We start from the raw sequence: 24,507 nt of genomic DNA, 5'->3' as shown, positions 1-24,507 counted from the left end.
CATATGGGAATATTTGATTTTTTAAAGAAAAAAAAGGAAGAAAGACATTACGACCCTACCAATATAACCGTTAGGGATTTGGGTAAAGGCTATATTTTTGAATATGGTATAGAAACTTGGACCGTTACTGCTTTGTTTGAATACGATTGGGGGAATAGTTACTTTACTCGTGAATTTGTTATCAAAAACGGTACTATTGAAAAGTTTTTACATATTGAAGATGATGGAGGTTTGGTTGTAACTTTATCGGAAAAAGTAAAATTAAGAAAACTAGGAGAAGATGTTTGTGATTATATGGAGTCTAACCAGAAGCCTCCAAAAAAAATAAATTACAAAGGTGTTATGTATTACCTAGACGAAAAAACACCTGGTTATTCTAAAGAAATTGATGCCGCAAATTGGGAAGAACTAGTCTCATATAATTACTTAGATGAAGAGGAAGAAAAAACACTTTCTATTGAGCAATATGACGACGAAGAATTTGAGGTGAGTAAGGGAATTATTATTAAAGAAATTGAAATTTCTAACATTTTACCGGTTGCAGACAATTATTAAACATTAAATTTGATTTTAAACCAACTACAATGAAACTATTTAAAACGATACTTTTTACAAGTATGCTTCTGCTAATTGTATCTTGTGGAGAAGAGCGTAAAAAGTACCTTAAATCTCCTCTAGACACCATTATTACAACACATATTGACACTCAGAATTACAGTGTAATTCTTGCTGATATGGATTACAAAGAAGATACTGATAAATATTATCATAAATATAAAATCATTATTGAAAAAGCTAAAAACACCACAGAAGCTGTTGAAGATGATTTTGATATAAAAACAACAGAATGGCAAGAAGTTTCTGCCATTACTTTTGAAGATTATCAGGAAGATTTAGGCATGACTATATTATCTAAAAAAGAGGGTGTTTTAGATAAACAATCTACTCCTGCAGGGTATAGCAATTATGTAGGTAACGAAAAATATGGGCATTGGCAAACACATAGCAATGGTAGTTCTTTCTGGGCTTTTTATGGACAATACCATTTTATGAGCTCTCTTTTTTATGGTCCTAGCCATAGATACTACAGAAACGATTATGATTATTACAGAACTAATCATTACAGAAGAAGTAGCTATTATGGTAGAAATAAAAATTTTGGTACTTCTACGTATAAAAATGCAAACTCGAACTGGAACTCAAAACCTAAAACATTTAAAGACAAGGTTAGAACTAATGTAACCAGAAGCTCTTCTGCTTTAAAATCTAAAGGCTACAGCTCAAGTAAAAGTTACAATGGCTCAAGCCAAACGTCAAGAAACACAAACAGGTATAGTAATTCAAGTTCTTCTCGCTCTCGAAGCGGAGGTTTCGGAAAATAATACGCACAAAACGCTAGAAAAACATGGACAAATACATAGATATTTTAGATTTATCACATTCATTGGGGTACATCTTAAGTGGATTTATCATTTTTATTATTGGTAAATTAGCTTATAAACTTTTACACCCAAGTATTAATATTCAGGAAGAACTGGTTGAGAAAGATAACTTTGCTTTCATCCTTTCTTATGTGGGTTATTTTGCTGCTTTAATTATCGCTATTGGTGGGGCTATTGTAGGGGAGAGTTTTGACTTTATTACTGATATTCAGCACATTTTCATTTATGGAATTTTTGCTATTTTATTGCTATTATTAGCTGCTTGGATTAGTAATAAAGTAATTCTAAATAAATTTGATTTAAAGAAAGAAATAATTACTGATAAAAATGAAGGTTCAGGGGTTATTGAAGCTGCTATTTATATTGCAAACGGACTTATTTTATATGGTGCGTTAGTCGGAGAATCTGAAACATTAATTGAAGGGCTTTCAACATTTTTTATATACTGGGTTATCGGTAATGTTGTTTTAATTATTGCTTCTAAAATATTTATCGCATGGATGGGTTATAGCATACATGACGAAGTAGAAAAGGATAATGTTGCGGCTGGAATAAGTTTTTCTGGAGCAATATTAGCCATTGGTATTATTACCATGAATGCTATTTTAGATCCTTTTGTAGATTGGACAACAACATTAATTGATATTACACTGCAAACTGTAATAGGTTGCATTCTACTACCTATAATGCGTATTTTCACTGATAAAGTTTTATTACCAGGAAGAAAACTTACGGATGAAATTATCAATCAAGAAAAACCAAATGTCGGTGCAGGGTTAATTGAAGCCTTTGCTTATGTTGCTTCTGCTATATTAATTACATGGAGTATCTAAAAAAAAACTCTTTCATATTAAAAGCAGCAATTTTTGCAACAGGCTTTGCAGGGATTGTAGCTGAATACACCCTATCTACATTAGCTACTTATTTTATTGGAAATTCAATTTTTCAATGGACAATGATTGTATCTCTTATGCTATTTTGCATGGGCTTAGGTAGTCGGTTAAGTAAGTTAATTACGAAAAATTTAATTCAGAATTTTCTAATTTTAGAAGCTTCATTATCTTTAATCGTAGCATTCTCGTCTGTACTGGTATATACACTTGCCGCTGTAAGTGAATATTACGGCATTGTTATTTATTCTTTATGTATGCTAATTGGGTTATTAATTGGATTAGAAATTCCGTTAGTAGTAAGAATTAATAAAGAGTACGAAGATTTAAAAAGTAACATTTCTTCTATATTAGAAAAAGACTATTACGGAAGCCTTATCGGAGGTGTATTTTTTGCATTTATAGGCTTGCCTATTTTAGGATTGTCTTATACCCCATTTGTCCTTGGAATTATCAATTTTTTAGTCGCGTTAATTGTTTTTTATCGTTTTAAAGATAAAATTAAAAAGCGACAGATAGTACAATTAAAAGCAGTGTTAACCATTGTATTCGGTATTTTAATTACCGGTATTGCTTTTACAGAACCTATCATACAATGGGGAGAGCAAAAAAAATATAAAGATAAAATTGTCTATTCCGAGCAAACTAAATATCAGAATATCGTTTTAACCGAATGGAAAGATGAACATTGGCTATATTTAAACGGTAACTTACAATTCTGTTCTATTGATGAAAAAATGTATCATGAACCTTTGGTGCACCCAATCATGCAATTACACCCAAATCCGCAACGTATACTAATACTTGGTGGTGGCGATGGTTGTGCGGTTAGAGAAATTTTAAAATACCCAAGTGTTGAAAAAATAGATATGGTTGATCTAGATCCGAAAATGACAGATTTAGGAACCAATCACCCTGTGTTAATAAATATCAACCAAGGTAGCATGAACAGTAAAAAATTACAGATTTACAATAAAGATGCCTACATACATTTAGAGCAAAATGTTACTGACTTTTATGATGTCATTATTGCCGATTTGCCTGACCCAAGAAACATAGAACTAGGTAGGTTGTACTCTCATGAGTTTTATTCGCTTTGTTACAGAAAACTTAGGCCTAATGGCTTAATTATTACACAAGCGGGCAGTCCATATTTTGCAACAAAAGCTTTTAGTTGTATTGATGAAACATTAAAATCTGCAGGTTTTACAACCGTAAGATTACACAACCAAGTAATTTCTATGGGAGAATGGGGTTGGGTTCTTGGAACAAAAAACACAACGATAACTTCTGAGCAATTAAAACAGAAAATTCAAAATATTCAATTTAAAAATGTTCAAACAAACTGGATAAATAATGAGGCTATGCAATTAATAACATCATTTGGTAAAGATTTTTTCAAATTAAATGATAGTATTGAAGTTAATAAAGTACACAACCCTGTTTTATATCAGTATTATTTAGATGGTAATTGGGATTTATACTAAATATGAATACAAATTATAAACATACAGAAGCAAATATATACAACCATAACTTTTGGTCTACTTGTACAGATCCCGAAGAGTTAAAAAAAGTATACAGCAAATTGCTAAAGCAAGCTGGTTTCACCATTATTCTTTTTAATGAGCACCACTTTCCTGAGCAAGGATATACTTGTTTTTGGCTACTAGCCGAAAGCCATTTAGCCGTTCACACCTTTCCTGAAAGCAATAAAAGTTATATTGAATTAAGTAGTTGTAACGAAGAAAAACTAATATCGTTTATTGATAAAATAGAGGATAAAGAAGTGTAAAACACTTTTTTTTAAAATATGTTTTACATAAAAACTTGAATAAAATGAAAAAAAAAGTAAGCGATTTTATTAATTACAATCAGTATTTCATCAAATTCATTTATGCGCTTATTGTATTAAACATACTCGCTTTAATACTTGAATCGTATGATGAACTGAGAACTAAATTTAGTCTCGCTTTTTATTTTTTTGAACTGTTTTCTGTTATTGTTTTTACTCTTGAATATTTTATACGAATTTGGGTTTCTGACAAAACAAAAGAAGATAAAAGAGAACGGCTTAATTTTGCCTTTTCTACCAGCGGAATTATTGATTTACTGGCTATTCTCCCTTTTTACTTGCCCTTTATTTTTCCTTTTGATTTAAGGGTTATTAGAATTCTTCGTTTATTTAGATTACTTAGAATTTTCAAACTTGGCAGGTATTCAAGTTCTTTAAAAACTATCCAATACATTTTTAAAGAAACAAAAGCCGAACTAACCATTACAATTTTTGTAACTTTTGTGTTGATGATTTTATCATCTACATTAATGTTTTATATAGAGCATGATGATCAACCAGAGCAATTTTCAAATATTGGAGATGCCTTTTGGTGGTCAATAGCTACATTAACTACGGTTGGTTATGGAGACGTTTACCCAGTTACAGGTTTGGGTAAATTACTAAGTGGTGTTATTGCCTTAATAGGTATTGGTTTTGTTGCGCTTCCTACAGGTATCATTAGTTCTGCCTTTATTAGCAGAATTCAAACTAAAAAGAAAAGCAAAGAGTGTAACTGCCCACATTGCGGGAAAAGTATTGATATATGATTCCGATTAAAAACAGTATCATATTTGTTCTATTTATTTACATCGTTTATGGGATTAGTCTTTTTACACCCATTGCTAATTTTGGTATCGTCCCCCGTACTGTAAATGGACTTATTGGTATTATTACATCGCCTTTTTTACATGGTGGTATTTCGCATTTAATTTCAAATACAGCACCCCTAATTATATTACTTACAACCCTAAATTATTTTTACCCTAAAAAAGCAACATCTGTAGTTTTATTTACAATTATAGTTGGCGGAATACTTGTTTGGATATTTGCAAGAAACGGAAATCATATTGGGGCTAGTGGCCTCATATATGGTCTTGTAGCATTTTTAATTGTAAATGGTTTTTTAGAAAAAAAATTCATACCTATCCTCGTCTCTATTGCTGTTACGTTAGTTTATTGGGGTTTAATTTGGGGAATATTTCCATCTTTAGAAAGTTACATATCATGGGAAGGTCATCTTTTTGGTGCTATATCAGGTGTTTTAATAGCATTTATACTTACAAAAAATAGACGCTGAAACGTTAGTAACCAACAACAAGGTTAAAGTGTCTTAAAAAATAATCAAGAATTTAAATTCAAAACATATTCTTTTTTTAGCGCCGCTAGGGTAGTGGCATCAATTAAAGTGTTTTGTAGTAATTGATACAGATGGTAGTTGTCTAAGCGATTAATTTTAGGGGTATCCATGACTTTAAAACGATGTCTTGTTCTTGTAAATGGTTTAGCAACCGTAAGACAAGGTAATATTTACGTATTTAATTTCTGTAGTACCATTGCTATGGTGTAATACTATCTTTAAAAGAGCATCAGCAATAAAATGCACTAAAGGTCTTCCTTGGTAGCTCATCGTCGCTGTAGTGCCTCCCATTTCTCCTGGGTAATGCACCAGCGTATCATTTAATTTTAAATTTACCTGCCTAGAGGTTTCAACTTCATCATACCCTATTTGAGGAAATAAGGCCATATTTCTTGTGAGTGGTAGTTCTTTAAAAGGGCCATACCCCTCCCAAGCATATTTTTCTTTTGATTTTGATGCATCAAAATTATATTCCCAAACCGATTCTTTAAACGTATAGAACAATTCAATTTTAGTGGTGTTTACCTTCGGTTCAATATAAAGTAACCGGTCTCCTAAATCATTAAATACCGCTTCATACATAAACAGGGTATCTTTCTTTATGGTAGTAGAAGTTTCAGAGCCCTTCTCCGTTTCATAAAAATAAAAGCTAAGATCAAAACTGTCAAATTTTAAGGTGGTTTTTTCCGTGGTAAGCGCATCAGAAGGGTTGTACGGTTTGTGTTCATTTTTTAATAAATACCCACTAAAGACATAACCGGTTAAGATGGGTTTGTTGTCCCAAGCATTACGCATCGTTTTTACTTTAAACCAGTTTCCGTTTACGGCTACGCCATGATCTGTAAGCGACAAATAGGTACCCGTATCTTCTAGCAATTCTACATATTCTCCAGGAGGGAATTTTCCTAATTTTTCACCACGAATAGAAGCTTCACTCCTAACCGTAAGGCCATTTTTAGCAGCAACGGTATAGATGGGATTGTCTTTGGGTTGGTGTTGAGACCGTAGCTTAAAAGGAGCACATAAAATAAAAACAAAGAGTAGTAGGTACAGGTTATTCATATAATGTGGGTTAAAATTTGGTGTCCTTTAGCGCATCATAAGATACAGTTTTCTGCTTTTATAGCGTGCGGAAGAGTAACAGGAAAGCAATAAACCCTAAAAAGTAGAGCGCAAGACCTAGATAGAGTTCTAGTAGGTGTTGCTTAGCTTCTTGTTTACGTCCATGCACTTTTAAGAAGGCGATGTACCTAAAATGCTTGTTATAGGCAAAGCCTGTTAAAATAGGGCTCCAAGGTTTTTTTTCTAAAGCCGTATTAACATCCGTATGGACAGCGGCATATTTTTGTGCCAATCGCTCTTGTTCATATCCCGATAATTTACGCGAAGCATATTCTTTTTTGAGTGCTGCTAGGGTACGGGTATCAATGGCTTGGTTTTGTAGCAATTGATAGAGCTGGTAGTTATCTAAAAGGGCTATTTTATGGGGTTTCATGATTTTAAAACGGAGTCTTTTACTTGTAATTGTTTGCCACTATAAGTTCTATTAAAAAAAAATGGGAGCTTCTCTAAAGCCCTATGATAAATCTGCTTGTACCCAATTGGGTATATGCAGACCATACTTTTTAAGCCTTTAGGTCCGTATTAGGTAAAGATCATGTGTATTAGAATTCTTTTTCGAACGCTCTTTTAAGTTCCCTTTTTTCAAGATAGAGATAACAGTTTTCTACAGGTCCGGCATTTGTTATCGCAATATATGTTTCGCCAAATTGCTTTTCTCTTTCGGCTCTAATATCTTTAGCACTAAATATTTTTTTTGCAATCGGGTCAATGATACTATCAAATTCCTCTTTTGAAATAGTCGGATTTTCAGAAAATATCTTGTAAATTTTTTCTGAAATGGTTTGTGTTCCTACGCCAATCATTTCAATAGGCTTATCTTTTCCTTCATTCATTTTCAGCAGATCAAAATAGGCTATTTGTCCAATTTCATCACCCTTAGCATTGAGGTTTACAATCTTAAAATTGCGATCAAGATTTTCATTTTCCGAATCAGGTTTTAAGATTATAATATTGTTGAAAACATTTAGAACCTCATATTTTTTAAGACCTATAGTAAATTTTTTGCCAATATCTTTTGGGGTGATTACTACTTTGTCATACCCAGAAAGAAAGCTTGCCCTTAATTGTATGGTTCCTGAAATACCAAGAGTATCTTTTTTTGATTCTATCTCGAAAGCGCTTCTAATGGTTCTGTAGTTGTATAAAAACTGTTGACCATTTTTGATTCCTGAATTAGATATAGCACCAAAATTAGTTCGTGCGCTTTCCTTTAGACGTATCGGGTTTTTATTTGCATCGAATAAGGTATAGTCCATTAATTCTATGGTAAAGATGTCGTCAAGATTTTCGATACCTTCTACTTTAGAGCTAAAGACCACATTAATTTCCTCAAAATGACCTTTCTCTACAACAATAGACCCATTAGAAATTATAGTATCTAAACCCGTAGCCAAATTTTCCATGCTGCTATTGGATAACTTATCCCAAGGAGCCATGTAGTCCTCTTTTATTTTATAGGAAAGTTCTCTTGTTTTAAAGAGATCATGCCCCATACCATAGGTTACTTTTTTAATAAATTCTAGTTGCTTTAAAGCGGTGGAATCTATTTCTTGCCCCATAATTGTTTGAGAAATACCAATGGATAAGGCTAAAAAAGATAAGAGTAGTAGTTTGGTCATTTTTTTTGAATTGTCACTAACGATTAGGCCTAGCTCATTTTCTGCCAACCTACTGAAAGGTGATTTTTTACTTTGAAGATAGATATTAAAGACTTAACGACTTCATAATCCACTTAAAAAATAGATAATTAGAAATTAAATCAAGACTAGTTTTAGAGTACTATTTTAAAAGGTTTCTTAATTCATTATTTTAGATAATCAAGCCCTTTTTGAGTAAATACGTAATGCACATTATTTTTATCTTTTTCTATGTACCCATAATCATCGCTCAATAAGTCAATAAGTATGCTTGAATTAACGACATCTTTGTATTTGAAGTTGTCGTTCTTTTTTACATATGAAAGAGCTTTGGATTCTATTATTGATAAATTAAATCTAGGGTCTTTAAACTCTAGAAAAAATAATTTAGCGTGCTTTCTTAATTCCTCGGAAGATATCATCATGATTTTATTTGTTTTGCAACCTTTACGTGTCTAGAAAGTTAGGTGTTTATGTGCAAGGAATACCCAAAAGGAAATTTAGATATAATAGAACAAGCAATAATCCTTATTTAATTTTAAAATCTACATTTTTTTGTAAATTTTTTTTTAGACTAGCGTTAAAAAATTTTATAAACACCAACTTTTAAATAAATATTTTCGTATTCTTTCTCAGTTTTAATTTTGAATTTTTTCATTACAATATCTCGGATTACATCATCGTCCATTCCAATATACTTTTCATCCATCATTTCGTTGTAAATTTCTAATTCTCTTTTTGTGGGCAAATCCTCTTTTTTAATATTACCAACTTTTTCTTTGATGATTATATCAAATCGATAATTCGTTCGAACATTTTTTAGGGCTATTTCAGGTGTTACATTTCCTATTTTAGCATTGGGCGCCCATAGTAATTTCCCGAATGTATAACCAGTTCCGATGTCCTTTTTATCATCATAAGCAAATATTAGAATTTCATCAATGTCATTATTTTTTTCTGTTTCCTCATGAACGATGGATTTAAGAGTATTTTCAAGATTCTTTTTCGAAATATCGAATGGTACGACAATAGACATTGTCAATCTGATGAAGTTTGGTAAGTCTTCTAGTTCTTGAGTAGAATAGTCAGATAATTTTTGTGTCAAAGCTTTTAGGCTGGAAAATTCAGTATTCTCAACCGTGAAGTTTAATATTTTTGTAGCGTCGAAATCTATTTTGTACTTCGGTTTAGCTTTCATAGGTTTTTCTAGTATTGTATCCTTTATAATTTCAGTTTTAGTTTTTGTAATTGATTCTTTATTTTCTTTACAACTTAATAAAATTAGAACAGGTAAAATCCACAGGGTTTTATTCATAATTTACTTTTTATAATGTGTTTTCTGACTTTTTCAAATTGCTGCTAATGGTAAGTATTTAACAAGTAGGAGATTTCGAAGCACTAAACTTTCAGTAAAGCACAAAGGTTAATCCTAACTAATGGCTTATATTTTAGCACTGAATCGTCTATTTTTTTTATACATGGTTAAGCACAGTTATTTATTCATCTTTATTTGTCAAACGACATTAAATCGGAGTCTTTACCCTCGTATATTGTATAATACGTATATTTATCAGCTCCTTTATACCATCTGTAGCGCGATTGGTTAAATCTAAACATTTTCAAAACTTCATTTACCTGTTCTTGAAATTCCTGTTTATTCTTGTTCGCTGCGAAAACTCCTCCCGAAAAATTTATATATCGATTCCCTCTACTGCTTGAAGTTACGTCAATATCATTTTCCCATATTTTTTTGGCAACTATTTTTGTATATTCTTTTCTTAAGATCGGAAATTCTCGCACTTGTAATTTTACAACTTTAGATTTTAATTGGGTGGCAAGATTTTTAATTCCTGTGTCATCTGAATTTTCTCCGTCTGCGATTGTTTTTGCCCAGGAAGTAAATAATATTAATTCTATTTGAAGAGATTCGACATTTTCTCTGTAACTTGAAAAGTCAATACCATCCGCAATAGATTTTAATTCACGGTTAAGTTGCTCTTTTTGCTTTATTTTTTCTTCCTCCTTTGTTTTTGCTATTTCCGCATTTTTGGCCAACAATTTTTCTTCTTCAGTTAGTTTGATTAAACTATCCGTTTTTTTAATAATTTGTTGAGCTTCTTGATACAGAGAATTGTCTTCTTTTACCTTTTTAAGATATGTCATTGCATTTTCATATTTCCCCTTCTCAATATATTTATTTGCAGATTCGATATTGGATATAGCCATTTCATCTTTATCTGTTGTCACGATTGAAATAATTACCATGCCAATAAATCCGATAATGCAAAATCCGAAAACTTTAAGTCTTGTTGGTTTTTTTGACCATCTTAAAATTATTGAGGGTTTAATAAGTCCTACGATTAAAGCAATGAAAAGTGCAAGAGCTAAAAAGCCAAAAAAAGCGTTCATAGTTGGTTTGTTTTGGTTAGTGTTTTTTTAAAAGTTTGCTAACGTATTTATATACGCAAGTATGTATTTATTAATTTTTGCTGTGTGGGGGAGAGTTGTAATTTCTTACAGATACTAATGTAGATTTAATAAAAACACCTATTCTGCGGTTTTCCGCAGAAACGGGATATTTTCTTTATAATAGTTTATTTAATCGTTGAACTACACTGTTTAGAATAATATAATCTTGTAGTTTATCTTCTGCAATTCTGGGCAATTCTACTTCATCATTTCATTCACTAGTTTTTGAGTCGCATCTTTTATAAAAACTTCTAGTTCATCGCGTTCTACGCCTTCATACGCTTCAGTCTTATACCGTTCTTGCTTACTGCGTTCCTTGCGCAATTGACTAGTAGATTTTGAGATAGAGCAGCCTTTGCCTTGAGAACAAGGAGTGTAGTTAAACTTATATACACCGGCAAATTCATTGCTTTTAATAAGTACTACTTTAAACTCAACCGCGGCGCCATACCTTTTATAGGTGTAGAAACTTTCAATACGTTCACGGTCATTTTTATCATAATACTTGTTAGTTTCATAAGTAACTTGTGGGTTTAGCTTTGTGAGTTCTAGAATTAGATCGGTATCAGATTTTTCTTTAAGCTTTTGATAATCAATATTATTTTCTTTGTTCCCAATAATTTGATTAAAAAGTTGGCGGTCTCTAACGATAAAACCACTAGCTAATAATTGGTTTTCAATGGCATTGTACAAATAATCATTGTTTTGGTCTTCGGTAACGTTTGCACTAACAGAGCCTTCATTAATTCGTAATACTACCTTCGGTTTTTTGTTGGAATCTAGAAATTCTTTTAATGATGTTGTAGTTACAATATCATCTGCTTTCTGTGAGAATTTTAAATTTTTTGTAGAGGAGCAACTTGTAAAAGTTACCGCTAGTAGTACTAATGGTATAAGTTTGGTTTTGGTCATAATAGTGTGTGTTTGATTAATATGATCTGTTATAAATGTTTAGCTTTTATTGTATTTTAGTTATGGTAAGGGCTGAGGTTCATTTTTTATGGTTTATTTATGTTAACATTTTCATCCCATTTAATTATTGGCTTCATAAAATGAATCCAAATCATTGCTAAAATTGGAGATACAAAGCCAAAAAAGCCCCACCCTCCGGTACTTCTATTTAGTTCTCCTGCTTTATTTACGCAAACAAAAAGGCCTACAATTCTTAATACTAGTTGGATAATTACTACTGCTCCATCGTCCATATTTTATTTATTTAAAGTTGATATTTAGATTAGTTATTGCTATTTGTTTTAAAGCGTTTAATTTTTCATAGTCTCTCCTGTTCTTAGAAATTTCTTGAAAAAGATCTTCAGCCATTTTTTGCTTGTCTGTGTTTATGAAACGATCTGGGTGGCATGCTCTGCTTAATTCTTTGTACAAATCCTTTGAACCATTTATGCTATTCATTAGATTATCCATATCTATATTTGAATTTTTAGCATTTCTTACTTTATCCTTCGATAAATTGGCAAATTGTAATTCATTTTTTTTCTTATTTGATCTTAGGAGTAGATAAGTGATGATTACTAACTCTACAGTTGCAATCCAAAACCAAATTGAAAGTGAATATGTATCTTGATTAGTTAGTTCGGTAACTGTAATACTATCTTTAGCACCTTGTAATAGAATATTTTTCATGTTTATTAATTTATAAAGCCTCCTATTTTGGCGTGGTCTTTTAGTGCCCACTTTGCTCCATTGTATCCTTCATTTGCATGGACTTCTAAAGTGTCCCAACCAAGTGAAATCATTTTTCTAGTAAGAATTTCATTATCTAATACCACGCGACCTATTTCTACAAGTTCATTTTTTTCTAAAGCACGTCCAGAAAGAGCTTTAATTCTAAAACCCCCGCCCATCCACTTTGAAAATGCATGGCGATAATTGCTATCTCCTTTAGTTATTTTTGCTTCTAGCAGTGTTGGAGCAACCCCTACTATAAATGAATTTTTTGCAGCTCGATTAAAATCTTTAACTAGTCGGTATCGCTCGGACATTTCACCAAACCATTCCGTTACTTCCATAATTTTATACCACATGTTTTCCTCTTTTTATTTTGAAAATTTTCGTTAAATCGAAGGTAATAGGAGTGCAAATGGTATACTTGCGGTTTTCCACAGAGGTAACAGAGTTTTCTTTAAAGTGTTCCTATTAATCGTTGAAATGCATGATTTAAGGGAAAATAACAGGGTATTTTCAATACTAAAACAGTTTTAAGAGATAAAGACAAGTATGTGAGCTAAATGGTAAGAACCCGTAGGAGGTAAGCTTAGGGTTGAGCGCAGGGAGTGTAGTAACTGGAGTTTATTTTTATAAGTTTTGGGTACATGTTCATTTTTTTCTTGATAAAAAAACGAACCAAACCTGCCTGCCGGCAGGCGGGAAAATCAAGGCTTGCCCCTTCGGATATATTTCACATCCTTATTCGCTAAATCAAATGAACTCGCTATCGCTCAAACAGCATTTGATTTTTAACGCTCTTTACGTTGGAAATAATAATCCTGCCAGGGATCTAGGCCAACCTACTGACTTTGCAATCTCTGTTAGCTACTATAGTAAAATAAAAAGAATTGGCTACACTACAGTTTTTAGTAAAAGCGGTAAATAATATATATAATTAGTTGTTTAAAATACACTCTTTAAATCTTAATAATCGGGTATTTTCAGTATTAGAAAGGTTTTAAGAGACAAAGATAATCATTTGGATTATTAGGTAAGATCCTGTAGGAGCTAAGCTTAGGGTGGAGCGCTGTGAGTGTAGTAACTAGATAAGTAGGAAATAAATTGAATAAAAAAAGCTCAGAGATCCTGATTTTAGAATCTATGAGCCTAGAGTAGTATTGCCTCAGATTAAGGAAGAGTTTGTTTGTTTTTTAGATCAGTTCTTTGATGCCATTCGTTGTCTATTGGAATTTCATTAGTACATCAATACCTATCCCTAACATTACCACAAGAAAATAAAATGTAATCATTCCTAAAATATAGGCTACTATGCCTTTCAAATAATTCATTTTTTTCTTTTTGTCAAAAAACTGTCCTATTGCCCAAGAAGTATATATAAACCCTAAAATCGCACCAAACTGTAATATTCTTATTTTAATAATACTTTCAATCATGCCAAATGCTGTATAAATCAACATTCCTATACCCATTACAAAACTCAATAGGATTATAATTTCGAAAAAATTGTAATTATATTTTTTAAAAAAAAGTTTAATCCAAAACGCGATGAAAATTGACATTAGAATATTTGCATAGCCGTAGTTTTTTTTTATCCATTCGTAAACATTTGTAATTGCTGAATCTCCAAAACCACTAGCATTAACATAACCATCCTCAAATTTTAGAAGTTGTTGTGTTAAACTGTAAATAAACGAGCAAACTATTAGAAATATAATAGGTTTTACAAGTCTTTTCCTATCGCTATGAATAAATTTATGAACGTTTTCTCCTGGTCTTATAAGTAGTTCTTTTACCGTATAGAAAATTCCTTTATCAAAGTTTAACACACTAACTACTTCTGAAATAACATATTTTCCATTAATTTTTGGTAAAGTCTTAGGGCTTCCACATCTACAGCAAAAGGCATCGGTCAATTCTGTTCCGCATTTCTTACATTGTTTATAATGTATTTCTTCATTCATTTTAGTTGTTCACTTTGATTGAGTAATTAATTAGAAATCATTGGCCATAAAAATTCTCTAATCACAGCCCATAAAATAAAGCCAACAATGAGACCAGTATAGAAATTTCCTTTACTTTTTTTTGGTTTTTCTTTTTCCATATTTGATTAGTTTAAGTTTTTCTTTTTTCACCATGAATGCCAACGTATCAATATACGTAAGTATATAATTTTTTTTTAAAAGTTGGGGAGCGTTGCAATCACTTGTAGCTACTAAAGTAAAATAAAAAGAATTGGCTACACTACAGTTTTTAGTAAAAGCGGTAAATATTATATATAATTCGTTGTTTAATCATTAAAATACACTTTTTAGGACTACATAATCGGGTATTTTCAATATTAGAACGTTTTTAAGAGACAATGGTAAGTATCTTGGTGTAATAGGTAAGAATTTATAAGAGCTAAACTTAGGGTGGAGCGCTATGCGTGTAGTAACTGGAGTTTATTTTTATAAGTTTTGGGTACCTGTTCATTTTTTTCTTGATAAAAAAACGAACCAAACCTGCCTGCCGGCAGGCGGGAAAATCAAGGCTTGCCCCTTCGGATATATTTCATATCCTTATTCGCTAAATCAAATGAACTCGCTATCGCTCAAACAGCATTTGATTTTTAACGCTCTTTTCGGTGGAAATAACAATCCTGCCAGGAATCTAGGCCAACCTACTGACTTTGCAATTTACTGTGCAGCTTAAACCTATTGTAGGGAATGTGTGGGAACGTACAGCTGGGTATAAGTTAATGTATAATGATACGTATGTAGATTATTATTAAGAATATATAGAAGCTAAGTTTAGGGTTGAGCGGTGAGCGTATAGGGCCTGGATAAATAGCAGATTCATTGCATAAAAAAAGCTCAAGAATCTGAATTTAGAGTCTATGAGCGTAGAGTAGTCTTGTCTTAGATTAAGGAAGAGTTTGTTTGTTTTTTAGCTCAGTTCTTTTTTGGCAACTGGCTTTTCTATTCAACATTATTAATTCTAGAAATTAATCTGGGTTTTTATCTTTTCTATGGTTCTCAAACATTTCGATTGCAGCTTTTAAAAAACCAAACATCCCTAAACTTAATACGATAAGTCCTACCGCTAAATTTTTTAAAATTCCATTATTAGCATTTAAGAAACCAATCAATCCCAAGATGAGAAATAGCAATATAGTTACGGACATTGTTATGATAGTAATTTTTCCTTTTTTTGGGCTCTCCCATATTTTTTTTGAAAAATTATTTTGTGTTTTAGTAGTATCTTGCAAAGAGGAAAAACTTACTCCAAGTCCCATAAATATTAGTAAATTATTTAGGTTTTCAAAAATTACATCAGGGTTTTCTCTTAATTTTTCCATTCCAATCAGATATGGACTTAACGCAAAATAAAAACCAATTAGCATTAGCGGATATTGCAAATAACTTATATAGTGAAATGTTGTTTTAAAGTTCATTTTTTAAATTTAATTCTTTAATTTTCTCAAATTCAGTTCCGATTTAATTTTCTTCATATTAATATAGTGTAACAGAAGAATTGCACAACAAGAGATTCCAACTGTAAGTAAAGAAATAAATGTAGATTTATCTTCTTTCGTTAATAATCCATAAACTGTAACTCCAATTAAAAGGGTTATCGCAAAAATAAGTGTGATCGTAATTCCTTTAATCGTATTTAGGTTCGATTTTAATTGTTCGGTCGTTTTATTTTTCATCTGTTCGTTTTCAGTTTGTTGGAAACGTATAAATATATGTGAGAATATTATTTTTTAAAAAAGTGGGGGAGCTTTGCAATCGCTTGCAAGTACTAAAGTAAAATAAAAAGAATTGGCTTTGCAACTGTTTTTCGAAGAAGCGGTACATATTATATATAATTGGTTATTTAGACAATGAAATACACGCTGCAGGACTAAATAAGTTGGGTATTTCAATGCCAGAAAAGTTTTAAAAGATCACTGCGAACTTATTAGGGGCTAAACTAGGATATACACAAGTAGGTTTTTTTCATCTTTATTTTTATAAAAGCCAAATTTAGAAATTTTGCCAATTTTGTAGATGAGCGATAACCTTTCAATTTAGCATTAATTAATTACGTTTTATACACTGTGTTGAACTACAGTTCTCATTCGTCTGCTAATTAACTTGTCAATTCGTCTTTTATTTTCTTGTTGTAATAAGGAAGGATATAAATTCATTAAAGTATTCGGAATCATCATTGATATTCCGACTATTGAGCTTTTAGCAAAACTTAAATATACTGCAACTATTGCCACAAAAATAAACCCAATTAAGTGACTTATTTCTGATAGGGTCATTTCGTGTCGTATTTCGGTTAAATCTGTTTTTTTATTTTCCACCTTTATTTTTTGATTAAAGAATTTGAAGAAAGTATTTTTCACAATCCACTTGAAGTATTTAATTCCGATATTTTTATTTATAATTTCACTGTTTATAAAATTAAAATTGGATAATTTTTGATAATATTCAGTTTTAGAAAGAATAGCGTTAATTATCATTCCTACTATCCACGATAGCAATGACATTGTTATTCCAAATATGAATCCTGCAATTAAGTGTTTCGGCATCATTTTTTTAATTGTTGCTAACGTAAAGGCTATAGCCATTTTTAGCTTTAGTATTTATTTGGTCAATTTACCAATTTTGTATTCATTCTTCTTTTCCTGATATTCATTTTCACTGATGAATTTGTTATTGAGCAACCAATTCATTTGGTTCATAAACGTTTCCTCTGGTAGGTCGGAATCAATTCTTGAATATTTTTCCTTTATTTTTTCTTTCGATAGGTATATCAGTTTTGCAACAAAAGTTTCTACTTCTTCTTTCGAGGGTGAATCCAGAAAAAAAATTAGGTTGATATGACCACCACTTAAAGTTAGGGTATTGTCCATTGGCGCTTTAAAACAAGTAAAAGCTAGAACAGTCATGAATAAACCGCCCCAAATCAATACGTCAAGTTTCTCGCTCTGGTTTTCAGTAAAAAAAGGCGTAATCCAACATACTGTTGCGATTATTATAAAAAAATAACCAATAATATTTACTGATTTTCTAGAATGTGTTTTTATTGTTTTCTGATGGCCAATATATTCTATGTCAACGGTCCGCTCCTTCGTGCTTAATAGGTATTTCTCTTTAATGACCAGTTCAGTTTCGTTAATTAGTTCAAACTCTTTTTTTTGAGAACCAATAGTCTGTTTTAGTTTCATTTAAATTAAGTGTTTCTTCATATTAAAGCTAACGTATGGTAATACGCAAGTTTTCAGTTCATAATTGTGGGGGAAAGCGTCGCAATCTCCTGCGGTTACTAAAGTAAAATAAAAATAATTGGCTATGCAACTGTTTTTTGTAAAAGCGGAATTTTTTTCAGAAGTCTGTTTAATCGTTAAAAGACTCAATTTGCCGCTAGATAATCCGGTATTTTCAATGCCAGAGCGGTTTTAGGAGATAATGATACGTATGTGGGTTATTAGGTGAGAAGCTATAGGAGCTAAGCCTAGAGTTGAGCGGTGAGCGTGTAGGGCTTGGAGTTTATTTTTATAAGTTTTGAATACCTGTTCATTTTTTTCTTGATAAAAAAACGAACCAAACCTGCCTGCCGGCAGGCGGGAAAATCAAGGCTTGCCCCTTCGGATATATTTCACATTCTTATTCGCTACATCAAATGAACTCGCTATCGCTCAAACAGCCTTTGATTTTTAACGCTCTTTACGGTGGAAATAATAATCCTGCCAGGGATCTAGGCCAACCTACTGACGTTGCTATTTACCGTGCAGCTTAAATCTATTGTAGGCAATGTGTGGCAACGTTTAGTATAAACGGTCGTTTTAATGCCGTTTACATTTTGTGTGTGCCCAGCATGGGCATCTTTTGATTTACTGAAAGGTAAATAATTAATCTAGAGGGTGCAAGTCCCTTATGTGCAAGAGTAACGTCTTGAACCATTAGTAAGCTGCAAGGTTGCTAGTTGTGAGACTAGGACTGAAGAAAGCAGGACTACAAAACTCGGTACTGACGAACACTTTTTTGTGCTGTTTTACGTAGTAAAACCAAATGTCTGGTAGACATTTGAACAAATAAAGCGGTGATGTGGCTGGGAGATAGGAGGCATAATTATCTGGGTAAGCAACCACATCATTGTAACGCCCTAAAGAATACCAAAAAGATAATTATGTAGATACGGCAGTTATTGAGAGAAAGAAGATGTTCTTACCTGGGGAGATCTCTATAACCACGAGTTGGTATAGTAGAGAAGTCAGCAGAGGTCATAGTACTCACGAGAAACGAGTTGCAGCATATCTGCATAGGTCTCACAAGTGAGGAAGGTCTGAAAGTAATCCTTTCTGAAATGCCAGATGGAGCATTAATTTTCGTTATTGGGTGACCGATTCCCTAGAAAATTTGTGGTCATTTGATAAAGTAAGAAATAGTTTTGATTGGTGTAAAGAGCAATTGGAAAGATGGGTTACTAACCGCCGTATACGAGACCCGTATGTACGGTGGTGTGAGAGGCGCACTCCGTTTCTAATTAAGGGCGGAGCCGTCTACTCGATTACCTACTGTATTTCTAGTTTCTCGATTATTTCTTTTTTCCATACTTTTATTTCTCTATATTTTTGATTGTATTCGTTTAAAGAAATGTCAAGCAATTTATAAAGAGGTTCAGATTTATCAAATCCTAGTTTGTTTCCAACTTTTTTAAATGTTTCTATGTTAAGTATTTCATCAATATCATCTTCATAGTATTGAAACATAATATCAAATAGAAGTAATTCCCAATTTGTTTCATAGTCAGTATATATTTCGTCATTTTCCAATTCAAAGTGAAATATCTTTTGGATTGAGTCATTATATCCAAACACACGAAAAGAATTTCCTTCATCGTATATTGGAATTATATTAAGTCCACTCAATATTTTATAATTAGTGATTTTTGGAAAATAAAAATAAGCAGCATCTACATTTTCAACTCGAAATTTTATTTCAGGGATATTTCCTATGCTTTGAATAAATTTTTTAGGCGCTCCAAACTCTATAAGTTTAGATTCTCTTTCTTCTATTGATATTAATTTTTTCATATTGTAGGTAACGTTTAATATATGGCATGTTGGGCAGAAAACAAGTGATTATTTTCGAGCTAGCCACAAGCCAAATCTTTTGTATTTTGTTTTAATTTTTCTCTTTTAATACCAAATCAAAAGATTTGGCGACTTTGCAAATAAACAACAACCTTTGGATTAAGCAATAATCGCCCAATTTGCTATATATAGTGTTGTATGGCGTTTTAATTTTTCAGTACAAGCACATAACCTTTTAATTCAATTGCATATTTTAAAAACTTTTTAACTTCAATAAATACATTTTGTAATTCTTCAATATTTTCATTCACTTGTTCAATTTTATAGACTCCTTCATCAATCATTTTTCTAAAATCATAGAATGTATAGAGTTTTTCAAATGATAAAGAATCTAAAATTTTCTTTTTCTTTTGTAGAATATTTAAATCCCAATATATTAAACTAAACCCTTGACCAGATTTGCAATTTTCAAATTTAATCCCATCATAAAAAAAGGAATTCGAATCATTAATATCTACATTTTCTCTTTGAGCAATTAAATAATCAAGAACTCCATACGTTCTATTTGTATCAATATAGAACTTAGAGTCAAATTTTCCTTCAGGGTAATTTTTAACTAAATCTTGAGCGTCATTTTTAAATTCAATCCAGTCAGAATGTCCAAAATCCTGAAAATCATCTTGAAAAGCTCTTGGAAGATGAAAAATTATATCTGAATACTCCGAATCTAATTTACGTTCAGCTTTTTTTAGAATATTTTCAACTTCTTCCGGTACTGCTAATAAAGCTATGTTTTGACCCCTATAAAACAAGAGTAATCTTTTAAATTTCGATTATAGCTTAAGCTGTTATTTTTTTCATTAGAATTAGGTGTTTATCAGCGTTCCATTTTTCCATTGGTGTAATACGCCCTAAGAGCCCATGTAACCTAGTATTGTTGTAAAAAGTCACATACCTTTTTAAGATTTGTTCAATTTGCCCAAAACATGTGTAATCCACTCTTTTAAAAATTTCTTTTTTTAGTATTCCATGATAGGCTTCTATATGCGCATTTTCTTCTGGTGTGGCTATATGTGTAAATTCTTGCTGAACCCCAATTAGTCCAAGGTATTCACGTACATTATTTGCAATAAACTGACTACCGTTGTCACTTCTAATAACAACGTTATCAGGGTATTGGTATTCTGCAAACAACTCTGATAAAAACGCTATCACCTTATCCTGTTTAATAGAAAAAGAAAAATAGTCTTTTAATATTCTACGAGTATGTACGTCTATGATGGATAATAAATAAGCGTTTTTACCCACATTAGGAATCCATACCATCTTTATATCCATCTCTAAACATTCCATTGGTCTTGAGGTATTTACTTTTCTGAATTTTACAAATTTACGCCCAGAACCACTCCTGTTTATCCGATTCTCTAGTTTTAGCATTCCCTGTTCTTTCATAATTCTGTAGAGCTTTTTATGATTAATCAGGTATGCTTCTTTTTTTAAGTAAGAAGTCATTAATCGGTAACCACAATCTATAAATTCATGACTTAAAATCTCTTTTATAGAAGCAATAACAGCGTCTTGATTAACCCAACCTCTAGATTTATGATAGGTGAGTTTACTAGGAGTATTACCCTTTTTACCAAAACTGGGAGTACGGTAATAGCTACTATGAACCATCCCTACCATATTAATTATGTTGGTTTTACTAATTTTATGCTTGCTATAAACAGCATTCACTAAATCTTTCTTGGATCGGACGTTCCAAACTTTTTTTTTAAAAGTTCTCGTTGTACTTCTAATTCAATTTCCTTATTGCTTAGAAGCTTACGTAGTATTCGGTTTTCTTCTTCTGCCTGCTTGTGTTCTTTACTTTTAGTATCATAGATGACTTTTAAGCCTGCTTCTCCTTGACTCTCATGTTTCGTCTTCCAACTATAAAAAGTACCTGTACTAACTCCGTATTTACGACAGGCTTCTATGATGCCGATCTCTTCTGAAATAGAGAGAATTTCTAACTTCTGATCTAAGGTCCATTTCTTGTATTTCATATCTCAAATATATTAAGTTTGAAATTTAAAAGATCACTCCGAACTTATTAGGGGCTAAACTAAGCTAAATCTAATCCCATAATTTGATTTTCACAATGACATACAACGTACGGATATACGCAAGTAGGTTTTATCTTTTTCTTTTTAATTGCCAAATTAAGAGATTTGGCGGTGTTTGTAAATGGCTCTGAACTTTCGGAAACCACTGAATGCCCAATTTGCTATATATAGTGTTACCACGCGTTTTTAAGCTAATTCCTCTGAGACTATTTCTATTTTATTTCCATTTTTATTAATAGTCCAGATTTGTAAAGTGTCAAATCCGTTCCGTTTTACTTTTTCAAAGTCAACTTTTTGTCCGTTAATTAATTCTATTTCTCCATTTGAGTCAACTTCGTCTCTATATTCGTCTTCATAATCAATTCCGTTATAAGTTGAAATAATCAATTCGAATTTGCTATTTCCTTTTTCGTCATTGTATATTTTGTCGGGAATTCTATTATTTATTTGTTCGTCAGAATATTTGTCACAAAACATAGCATTATATCCGTGTTTGCATCCGTCAAATAATAAGTATTCACTTTTGTTACTTATATTAACCGCAATAATTTTAGCAGGAGCAAAGTCAGTTCCTACGATTAAGTTTTTATAGTCAGAGTGAAGTTGTCCATAATACTTAATTTCGAAAAATGTTTCACCATTTTTTGATTTAAGTTTACGTCTCCACTCGTGAGAATGTAATTCCCTTGGGTTAGAAATATGTTCAATATTTTCTTCAAGAAAAGTCGGTCCTAAAATTCCATTTTCAGTTGTAGAGTTTGAGTTTGATTTCTCTTTTTTGAAGATGTCAAATATTCCCATTTTTTCTTTTTTGTAATGTGTGGTAACGACTGAGCTAAGCGTAGTGCGGGAGTACGGAAACTTTTCGTTTCCGTCTGCGCACGAAGCTAAAGCTTATTGTTTAGTTTTATTTTTCTTGTCCAAAGCTAAATCCATAAGATTTAGCGACATTATAAATATACACAGACCTTTGGTTATAGCCCTAAAGTCCGCATTACGTTTAGGTTTTGTTGTAAAAAGTGTTTCTCTAGAATACTGCTTACATACCGATAGTATTTTCACCCACCACTTACGTTCAATTTAGAATACCATCTACACAAGGCTTGGTAATTCCATCTATGTCACGGTTACGTTTGAGTGAGAATTTCATCTGGTTATAGCTTGTAAATCTATCTTGTGAAACAGTTTTTCACGCAACCATTTTAAATTCTGTCTTTGGACTAATTTTAAGAATAAAACTAGCCATCTATTTTTTTCTTTTGAGAGATACTCCATACAATGCCAATAATTACTATTGCAACAACTATGTAAAAAGCAATGTTTTCATATTCTTCGCTCATATAATTATTCGGAATATAAGAAAGGGCGAACCCTCCAAGAATAGCTAGGTATGGTTTTACTGATTTCATAAGGTTTTTATCTTTTTAAATATTCTATAATCTTGTTTAGCATTTTTTACAACGTACGGATATACGCAAGTATATACTTTTAATTTTTCATATGGCGGAGAATAGCAATCTCCCGTAGCTACTAAAATAGCATAAAAAGAATTGGTTCTGTTGCAGTTTTCTGCAGAAATGAGGATATTTTACTTATCATAGGTTGTCTAATCGTTGAAATGCACATATTAGCACTACGTAATCGGGTATTTTCAACACTAAAACGTTTTTAAGAGATAATGATAATCATTTGGATTATATTAGGTAAAACCCATGGAGGATAAGCTTAGGGTTGTGCGCTACGAGTGTAGTGACTGGAGTTTATTTTTACAAGTTCTGGGTACCTGTTCATTTTTTTCTTGATAAAAAAACGAACCAAACCTGCCTGCCGGCAGGCGGGAAAATCAAGGCTTGCCCCTTCGGATATATTTCACATCCTTATTCGCTAAATCAAATGAACTCGCTATCGCTCAAACAGCATTTGATTTTTAACGCTCTTTTCGGTGGAAATAATAATCCTGCCAGGGATCTAGGCCAACCTACTGACTTTGCAATTTACCGTGCAGCTTAAACCTATTGTAGGCAATGTGTGGCAACGGTCTTGTATAACTGTCAGTTACGGTTAAGCAAGCGGTAAATATCGTTCGGCACTGGCTAAAGCAAGTACCAGTGGATTCGGACGTAGTCGAATCCGCATAATTGCTGTTATACTTTGTTAACTTTTGTTGTTTTATCCACAACGATTAAAATATGCATACTCTTCACCATTCCAATATATAATTCCACAACCGCATGCAGTTTTAATGAAAATTGACGGTACATCTATTATTAACTCACCATTTTCTCCATTACCAGAATATTCTTCAACTCCAGGATAATGAATTTTAGATTTACTAATATTCCAGCTTTTGACTGAATTATCACTACAGATTTCTTCACGATTTTTTAATCCTTTTCCATCAAAAATCTTAAAACTTTCATTACTATTTCCATGTATTATAAGCCACCCCTTTTTTTTAGATTCTATATTTTTGATAGTTATTATTATATCTAAAACACCATCATTATTAAAATCTTCCTCTAGATAGTAGGGATTCGACGTTTCGTTAATCTGGTATTTAGTTTCAAATTTGACATGACTAATTGAGTTAGGATTGTAATATCTTTTTGGTATTCTATTGTTGTTGTTTTGATGTGTAGAATCCAATCTAATAATTTTAGCTATTTTAATTGTGTCTATAACTCTTTCAAAAATTTCAATCGTATCCACAACTGTATCATAGTTTCTAATAGTGTCATAGATTTTAATTGTGTCATAGACTTTAATGGTATTTTGTATTGTAGGTTCATTTAAAACTTTATCACTTTTAAATGAGCATGAATATGTCAAGAATATTAATATTATATATATATATATATATATATATTGCTTCATTTGTTTATAAATAAAA

At 31.8% G+C, this 24,507-nt stretch carries 29 protein-coding genes; 7 read left to right on the top strand and 22 right to left on the bottom strand.

Annotated features, from left to right (window positions below; genetic code table 11):
• The first annotated feature begins 3 nt into the window (after positions 1 to 3).
• From GQR94_RS08100 to GQR94_RS08070, 7 genes are read left to right on the top strand one after another with little or no spacing between them, the layout of a single operon-like run.
• A complete protein-coding gene (locus GQR94_RS08100) occupies positions 4 to 555 on the top strand; it encodes a DUF4178 domain-containing protein (protein WP_158975015.1) in 552 nt (183 codons plus the stop codon).
• 29 nt (positions 556 to 584) lie between these two features.
• Complete coding sequence (locus GQR94_RS08095; protein WP_158975014.1) at positions 585 to 1,382, top strand: hypothetical protein; 798 nt, start codon at positions 585 to 587, stop codon at positions 1,380 to 1,382.
• A 23-nt stretch (positions 1,383 to 1,405) separates the two neighbouring features.
• Positions 1,406 to 2,275 carry a DUF350 domain-containing protein gene (locus GQR94_RS08090; protein WP_158975013.1) on the top strand — a complete coding sequence of 290 codons (870 nt, stop codon included), beginning with the start codon at positions 1,406 to 1,408 and terminating at the stop codon, positions 2,273 to 2,275.
• On the top strand, positions 2,263 to 3,819 hold the full coding sequence (locus GQR94_RS08085) for a polyamine aminopropyltransferase (RefSeq protein ID WP_158975012.1): 1,557 nt from the start codon (positions 2,263 to 2,265) through the stop codon (positions 3,817 to 3,819). The genes GQR94_RS08090 and GQR94_RS08085 overlap by 13 nt, the downstream gene beginning before the upstream one ends.
• A gap of 2 nt (positions 3,820 to 3,821) precedes the next feature.
• Entirely contained in the window at positions 3,822 to 4,127 is a 306-nt protein-coding gene (locus GQR94_RS08080; protein ID WP_199271550.1) for an S-adenosylmethionine decarboxylase family protein, read from the top strand.
• A 44-nt stretch (positions 4,128 to 4,171) separates the two neighbouring features.
• On the top strand, positions 4,172 to 4,936 hold the full coding sequence (locus GQR94_RS08075; protein WP_158975010.1) for an ion transporter: 765 nt from the start codon (positions 4,172 to 4,174) through the stop codon (positions 4,934 to 4,936).
• Positions 4,933 to 5,466, top strand: coding sequence for a rhomboid family intramembrane serine protease (locus GQR94_RS08070; protein ID WP_158975009.1), 534 nt, complete (start codon positions 4,933 to 4,935; stop codon positions 5,464 to 5,466). The genes GQR94_RS08075 and GQR94_RS08070 overlap by 4 nt, the downstream gene beginning before the upstream one ends.
• A 204-nt stretch (positions 5,467 to 5,670) precedes the next feature.
• Here GQR94_RS08070 and GQR94_RS08065 read toward each other — a convergent pair whose 3' ends face one another.
• The 22 genes from GQR94_RS08065 to GQR94_RS07960 all read right to left on the bottom strand — a co-directional run bounded on the left by GQR94_RS08065 (position 5,671) and on the right by GQR94_RS07960 (position 24,491).
• Entirely contained in the window at positions 5,671 to 6,588 is a 918-nt protein-coding gene (locus tag GQR94_RS08065; protein ID WP_158975008.1) for an SH3 domain-containing protein, read from the bottom strand.
• A 58-nt stretch (positions 6,589 to 6,646) separates the two neighbouring features.
• Positions 6,647 to 7,021 (bottom strand): hypothetical protein, encoded by a 375-nt coding sequence (locus GQR94_RS08060; protein WP_158975007.1) that lies wholly within the window; start codon positions 7,019 to 7,021, stop codon positions 6,647 to 6,649.
• Positions 7,022 to 7,190: 169 nt separating this feature from the next.
• Positions 7,191 to 8,267, bottom strand: coding sequence for a hypothetical protein (locus tag GQR94_RS08055; RefSeq protein WP_158975006.1), 1,077 nt, complete (start codon positions 8,265 to 8,267; stop codon positions 7,191 to 7,193).
• A 185-nt stretch (positions 8,268 to 8,452) separates the two neighbouring features.
• On the bottom strand, positions 8,453 to 8,710 hold the full coding sequence (locus GQR94_RS08050; protein ID WP_158975005.1) for a hypothetical protein: 258 nt from the start codon (positions 8,708 to 8,710) through the stop codon (positions 8,453 to 8,455).
• 155 nt (positions 8,711 to 8,865) lie between these two features.
• Positions 8,866 to 9,600, bottom strand: coding sequence for a hypothetical protein (locus GQR94_RS08045; protein ID WP_158975004.1), 735 nt, complete (start codon positions 9,598 to 9,600; stop codon positions 8,866 to 8,868).
• A 191-nt stretch (positions 9,601 to 9,791) separates the two neighbouring features.
• On the bottom strand, positions 9,792 to 10,694 hold the full coding sequence (locus GQR94_RS08040) for a hypothetical protein (protein ID WP_158975003.1): 903 nt from the start codon (positions 10,692 to 10,694) through the stop codon (positions 9,792 to 9,794).
• Between the two features lie 258 nt (positions 10,695 to 10,952).
• A complete protein-coding gene (locus GQR94_RS08035; protein ID WP_158975002.1) occupies positions 10,953 to 11,666 on the bottom strand; it encodes a hypothetical protein in 714 nt (237 codons plus the stop codon).
• A gap of 86 nt (positions 11,667 to 11,752) precedes the next feature.
• Positions 11,753 to 11,959: a hypothetical protein gene (locus GQR94_RS08030; protein WP_158975001.1), complete on the bottom strand. Its 207-nt coding sequence runs from the start codon at positions 11,957 to 11,959 to the stop codon at positions 11,753 to 11,755.
• Positions 11,960 to 11,966: 7 nt separating this feature from the next.
• Positions 11,967 to 12,395: a hypothetical protein gene (locus tag GQR94_RS08025; protein ID WP_158975000.1), complete on the bottom strand. Its 429-nt coding sequence runs from the start codon at positions 12,393 to 12,395 to the stop codon at positions 11,967 to 11,969.
• 5 nt (positions 12,396 to 12,400) lie between these two features.
• Positions 12,401 to 12,796: a hypothetical protein gene (locus GQR94_RS08020; RefSeq protein WP_158974999.1), complete on the bottom strand. Its 396-nt coding sequence runs from the start codon at positions 12,794 to 12,796 to the stop codon at positions 12,401 to 12,403.
• 864 nt (positions 12,797 to 13,660) lie between these two features.
• On the bottom strand, positions 13,661 to 14,401 hold the full coding sequence (locus tag GQR94_RS08015; protein WP_158974998.1) for a DUF3667 domain-containing protein: 741 nt from the start codon (positions 14,399 to 14,401) through the stop codon (positions 13,661 to 13,663).
• Between the two features lie 1,022 nt (positions 14,402 to 15,423).
• Positions 15,424 to 15,873: a hypothetical protein gene (locus GQR94_RS08010; protein ID WP_158974997.1), complete on the bottom strand. Its 450-nt coding sequence runs from the start codon at positions 15,871 to 15,873 to the stop codon at positions 15,424 to 15,426.
• Between the two features lie 9 nt (positions 15,874 to 15,882).
• Positions 15,883 to 16,131: a hypothetical protein gene (locus GQR94_RS08005; RefSeq protein WP_158974996.1), complete on the bottom strand. Its 249-nt coding sequence runs from the start codon at positions 16,129 to 16,131 to the stop codon at positions 15,883 to 15,885.
• 381 nt (positions 16,132 to 16,512) lie between these two features.
• Complete coding sequence (locus tag GQR94_RS08000) at positions 16,513 to 17,040, bottom strand: hypothetical protein (protein ID WP_233268657.1); 528 nt, start codon at positions 17,038 to 17,040, stop codon at positions 16,513 to 16,515.
• Between the two features lie 15 nt (positions 17,041 to 17,055).
• Positions 17,056 to 17,640 (bottom strand): hypothetical protein, encoded by a 585-nt coding sequence (locus tag GQR94_RS07995; RefSeq protein ID WP_158974995.1) that lies wholly within the window; start codon positions 17,638 to 17,640, stop codon positions 17,056 to 17,058.
• 1,347 nt (positions 17,641 to 18,987) lie between these two features.
• A complete protein-coding gene (locus GQR94_RS07990) occupies positions 18,988 to 19,509 on the bottom strand; it encodes a hypothetical protein (RefSeq protein ID WP_158974994.1) in 522 nt (173 codons plus the stop codon).
• A gap of 206 nt (positions 19,510 to 19,715) precedes the next feature.
• A complete protein-coding gene (locus GQR94_RS07985; RefSeq protein WP_158974993.1) occupies positions 19,716 to 20,321 on the bottom strand; it encodes a DUF1877 family protein in 606 nt (201 codons plus the stop codon).
• Between the two features lie 28 nt (positions 20,322 to 20,349).
• The gene (locus GQR94_RS07980) at positions 20,350 to 21,246 is read right to left on the bottom strand and encodes an IS3 family transposase (RefSeq protein WP_233268392.1); all 897 of its coding nucleotides are present in this window, start codon (positions 21,244 to 21,246) and stop codon (positions 20,350 to 20,352) included.
• A complete protein-coding gene (locus GQR94_RS07975) occupies positions 21,246 to 21,557 on the bottom strand; it encodes a transposase (protein ID WP_158974992.1) in 312 nt (103 codons plus the stop codon). The genes GQR94_RS07980 and GQR94_RS07975 overlap by 1 nt, the downstream gene beginning before the upstream one ends.
• 246 nt (positions 21,558 to 21,803) lie before the next feature.
• Entirely contained in the window at positions 21,804 to 22,418 is a 615-nt protein-coding gene (locus GQR94_RS07970) for a hypothetical protein (protein WP_158974991.1), read from the bottom strand.
• Between the two features lie 437 nt (positions 22,419 to 22,855).
• Positions 22,856 to 23,026 (bottom strand): hypothetical protein, encoded by a 171-nt coding sequence (locus GQR94_RS07965; RefSeq protein ID WP_158974990.1) that lies wholly within the window; start codon positions 23,024 to 23,026, stop codon positions 22,856 to 22,858.
• 760 nt (positions 23,027 to 23,786) lie between these two features.
• Positions 23,787 to 24,491, bottom strand: coding sequence for a hypothetical protein (locus GQR94_RS07960; RefSeq protein WP_158974989.1), 705 nt, complete (start codon positions 24,489 to 24,491; stop codon positions 23,787 to 23,789).
• Between the last annotated feature and the right edge of the window lie 16 nt (positions 24,492 to 24,507).

Source organism: Cellulophaga sp. L1A9, from assembly GCF_009797025.1.
GTDB lineage: Bacteria > Bacteroidota > Bacteroidia > Flavobacteriales > Flavobacteriaceae > Cellulophaga.
The sequence above is the reverse complement of the archived record's forward strand: the minus strand, read 5'-3'. Positions and strand labels throughout refer to the sequence as shown.

Excerpts from the sequence above, each read along its gene's own strand:
- GQR94_RS08100 (WP_158975015.1), top strand. The coding sequence starts at position 4 with ATGGGAATATTTGATTTTTTAAAGAAAAAAAAGGAAGAAAGACATTAC.
- GQR94_RS08095 (WP_158975014.1), top strand. The coding sequence starts at position 585 with ATGAAACTATTTAAAACGATACTTTTTACAAGTATGCTTCTGCTAATT.
- GQR94_RS08090 (WP_158975013.1), top strand. The coding sequence starts at position 1,406 with ATGGACAAATACATAGATATTTTAGATTTATCACATTCATTGGGGTAC.
- GQR94_RS08085 (WP_158975012.1), top strand. The coding sequence starts at position 2,263 with ATGGAGTATCTAAAAAAAAACTCTTTCATATTAAAAGCAGCAATTTTT.
- GQR94_RS08080 (WP_199271550.1), top strand. The coding sequence starts at position 3,822 with ATGAATACAAATTATAAACATACAGAAGCAAATATATACAACCATAAC.
- GQR94_RS08075 (WP_158975010.1), top strand. The coding sequence starts at position 4,172 with ATGAAAAAAAAAGTAAGCGATTTTATTAATTACAATCAGTATTTCATC.
- GQR94_RS08070 (WP_158975009.1), top strand. The coding sequence starts at position 4,933 with ATGATTCCGATTAAAAACAGTATCATATTTGTTCTATTTATTTACATC.
- GQR94_RS08065 (WP_158975008.1), bottom strand. The coding sequence starts at position 6,588 with ATGAATAACCTGTACCTACTACTCTTTGTTTTTATTTTATGTGCTCCT.
- GQR94_RS08060 (WP_158975007.1), bottom strand. The coding sequence starts at position 7,021 with ATGAAACCCCATAAAATAGCCCTTTTAGATAACTACCAGCTCTATCAA.
- GQR94_RS08055 (WP_158975006.1), bottom strand. The coding sequence starts at position 8,267 with ATGACCAAACTACTACTCTTATCTTTTTTAGCCTTATCCATTGGTATT.
- GQR94_RS08050 (WP_158975005.1), bottom strand. The coding sequence starts at position 8,710 with ATGATGATATCTTCCGAGGAATTAAGAAAGCACGCTAAATTATTTTTT.
- GQR94_RS08045 (WP_158975004.1), bottom strand. The coding sequence starts at position 9,600 with ATGAATAAAACCCTGTGGATTTTACCTGTTCTAATTTTATTAAGTTGT.
- GQR94_RS08040 (WP_158975003.1), bottom strand. The coding sequence starts at position 10,694 with ATGAACGCTTTTTTTGGCTTTTTAGCTCTTGCACTTTTCATTGCTTTA.
- GQR94_RS08035 (WP_158975002.1), bottom strand. The coding sequence starts at position 11,666 with ATGACCAAAACCAAACTTATACCATTAGTACTACTAGCGGTAACTTTT.
- GQR94_RS08030 (WP_158975001.1), bottom strand. The coding sequence starts at position 11,959 with ATGGACGATGGAGCAGTAGTAATTATCCAACTAGTATTAAGAATTGTA.
- GQR94_RS08025 (WP_158975000.1), bottom strand. The coding sequence starts at position 12,395 with ATGAAAAATATTCTATTACAAGGTGCTAAAGATAGTATTACAGTTACC.
- GQR94_RS08020 (WP_158974999.1), bottom strand. The coding sequence starts at position 12,796 with ATGTGGTATAAAATTATGGAAGTAACGGAATGGTTTGGTGAAATGTCC.
- GQR94_RS08015 (WP_158974998.1), bottom strand. The coding sequence starts at position 14,401 with ATGAATGAAGAAATACATTATAAACAATGTAAGAAATGCGGAACAGAA.
- GQR94_RS08010 (WP_158974997.1), bottom strand. The coding sequence starts at position 15,873 with ATGAACTTTAAAACAACATTTCACTATATAAGTTATTTGCAATATCCG.
- GQR94_RS08005 (WP_158974996.1), bottom strand. The coding sequence starts at position 16,131 with ATGAAAAATAAAACGACCGAACAATTAAAATCGAACCTAAATACGATT.
- GQR94_RS08000 (WP_233268657.1), bottom strand. The coding sequence starts at position 17,040 with ATGGCTATAGCCTTTACGTTAGCAACAATTAAAAAAATGATGCCGAAA.
- GQR94_RS07995 (WP_158974995.1), bottom strand. The coding sequence starts at position 17,640 with ATGAAACTAAAACAGACTATTGGTTCTCAAAAAAAAGAGTTTGAACTA.
- GQR94_RS07990 (WP_158974994.1), bottom strand. The coding sequence starts at position 19,509 with ATGAAAAAATTAATATCAATAGAAGAAAGAGAATCTAAACTTATAGAG.
- GQR94_RS07975 (WP_158974992.1), bottom strand. The coding sequence starts at position 21,557 with ATGAAATACAAGAAATGGACCTTAGATCAGAAGTTAGAAATTCTCTCT.
- GQR94_RS07970 (WP_158974991.1), bottom strand. The coding sequence starts at position 22,418 with ATGGGAATATTTGACATCTTCAAAAAAGAGAAATCAAACTCAAACTCT.
- GQR94_RS07965 (WP_158974990.1), bottom strand. The coding sequence starts at position 23,026 with ATGAAATCAGTAAAACCATACCTAGCTATTCTTGGAGGGTTCGCCCTT.
- GQR94_RS07960 (WP_158974989.1), bottom strand. The coding sequence starts at position 24,491 with ATGAAGCAATATATATATATATATATATATATAATATTAATATTCTTG.